General features: G+C 52.6%; 2 protein-coding genes. Both read left to right on the plus strand.

Annotated features, from left to right (window positions below; all coding sequences use genetic code 11):
* A partial coding sequence (locus G403_RS0120425) for an aromatic ring-hydroxylating dioxygenase subunit alpha (RefSeq protein ID WP_211232720.1) occupies positions 1-1,149 on the plus strand: 1,149 nt, incomplete at its 5' end.
* Positions 1,150-1,216: 67 nt separating this feature from the next.
* A complete protein-coding gene (locus tag G403_RS25420) occupies positions 1,217-1,549 on the plus strand; it encodes a ferredoxin reductase domain-containing protein (protein ID WP_027855620.1) in 333 nt (110 codons plus the stop codon).
* Positions 1,550-1,638 lie beyond the last annotated feature (89 nt).

Raw genomic sequence — 1,638 nt, forward strand, 5'->3', positions numbered from 1 at the left:
GCTATCAGCGAATGTGAGCTGCTGATCCATCCGAACGTCCTCAATGTTTTTGTGCCGGGGATTGTCTCATGCTGGGGACTTGTTCACATGTTCCCAAACGTTCGATTTCTGAAAAACGCATGGTATGTGGCAGCGCTGTCTACCGAGCTGACGGAAGAGGATCTTTTCTCTCGAAAACTTCTTAATGAAACAGTACTTTTCTACCGCAGAAAAAACGGCGAGCCCGTCGCATTGAAAGATCGTTGCCCGCACCGGTTTGCGCCCTTAAGTATGGGGAAACGGGAAGGGGACCAAATTCGCTGCCAGTATCACGGGCTGGCCTTTGATGAGACCGGTACCTGTACTGATAACCCTCACGGAAACGGACGGATTCCCAAAGCGTGCAAGGTTCGGCAATACCCGGTCCATGAGCGTGATGGGTTCATCTGGATCTGGATGGGGGATCCGCAACAGGCAGACATTGCCAAAGTACGTAATCTGAGTCTCTACAGCGAAAATCCATCCACGGCGGTTGGGCACGCCTATATGCACAATGAATGCCCCTACGATCTGATTGTCGATAACGTCATGGACCTGAGCCATGTTGATCATTTGCACGGACCCCTTATCAATACCGCGGGCAAGTTGAGCCCACAGATTCCGCAGGTTCGGGAACTGGATGACAACCGCGTGTCCATTGGCTGGAGCTGGGAGGCGGATTCCGCCATGCTGCTGTTTCAGGAGCACTTGCCCAGGCCTCAAGGCAAGGCGGATCAGTACATTGAAGTGATCTGGCAAGCACCGGCCAATATGACCTTAACAGTGGGTGCCGTGCAGGATAGCGATGATTACCATCGCGATGGCGTTGTTCTCTACGACTTCCATGCCATGACCCCCGAAACCGATACCACCACCCATTACTTCTTTGCTTCGTCTCGTAACTACAAAATGGAGGACGGTGACTATAACGAGGCGAAGATGGCGGGCATGCTTCAGGCTTTTTTAGAAGAGGACAAGCCGGTGATCGAGGCTCAGTACCGGGAAATGGGCGGAGACGATTTCTGGGCATTGGATCCGGTACTTCTGTCCAGTGATGCGGGCGGCCTGCGCGTACGGCGTGTGCTCGAGAAGCTTATTGATCAGGAGCAGCCTGCCAGTACCCCCTCCTAACCTTGTCCGAGAAGAAAGCCGGGACGTTAGCAGTCCCGGCTTTCTCGACAGAGAGTGATCTGTAGCCATGTCTAAAACAATAAGCGTAACAATTATCGGAAAGAAACCCGTTGCCGAGGGGATATATGAATTCACGCTGGCTCCTGAAGCCGGGAATAATTTGCCCAGCTACCAGGCCGGTGCACATATCGATGTTTGTATCGATGATGTGACTGTTCGGCAGTATTCATTGATGGGCGAGTTCGAGGCACCATCGGTATATAAAATCGGTGTGATGCGCGATCCCGATGGGCGGGGTGGCTCCCAGCGCCTGTGCGATTCTTTCCAAGTCGGCGATACGTTGACGATCAGTGAACCACGTAACCTTTTCTCGCTTCAGCCAGCTGCGCATTACGGGTAAGCGGATTAAATGGTTGATCTTACCTTTGCATGAGAGTGAGACAGACCGGCATCTCATCGGATTATCTGGTTGATGCTTCACCTACTGCT

The sequence above is a fragment of the Marinobacterium litorale DSM 23545 genome (genome assembly GCF_000428985.1).
Taxonomy (GTDB): domain Bacteria; phylum Pseudomonadota; class Gammaproteobacteria; order Pseudomonadales; family Balneatricaceae; genus Marinobacterium_D; species Marinobacterium_D litorale.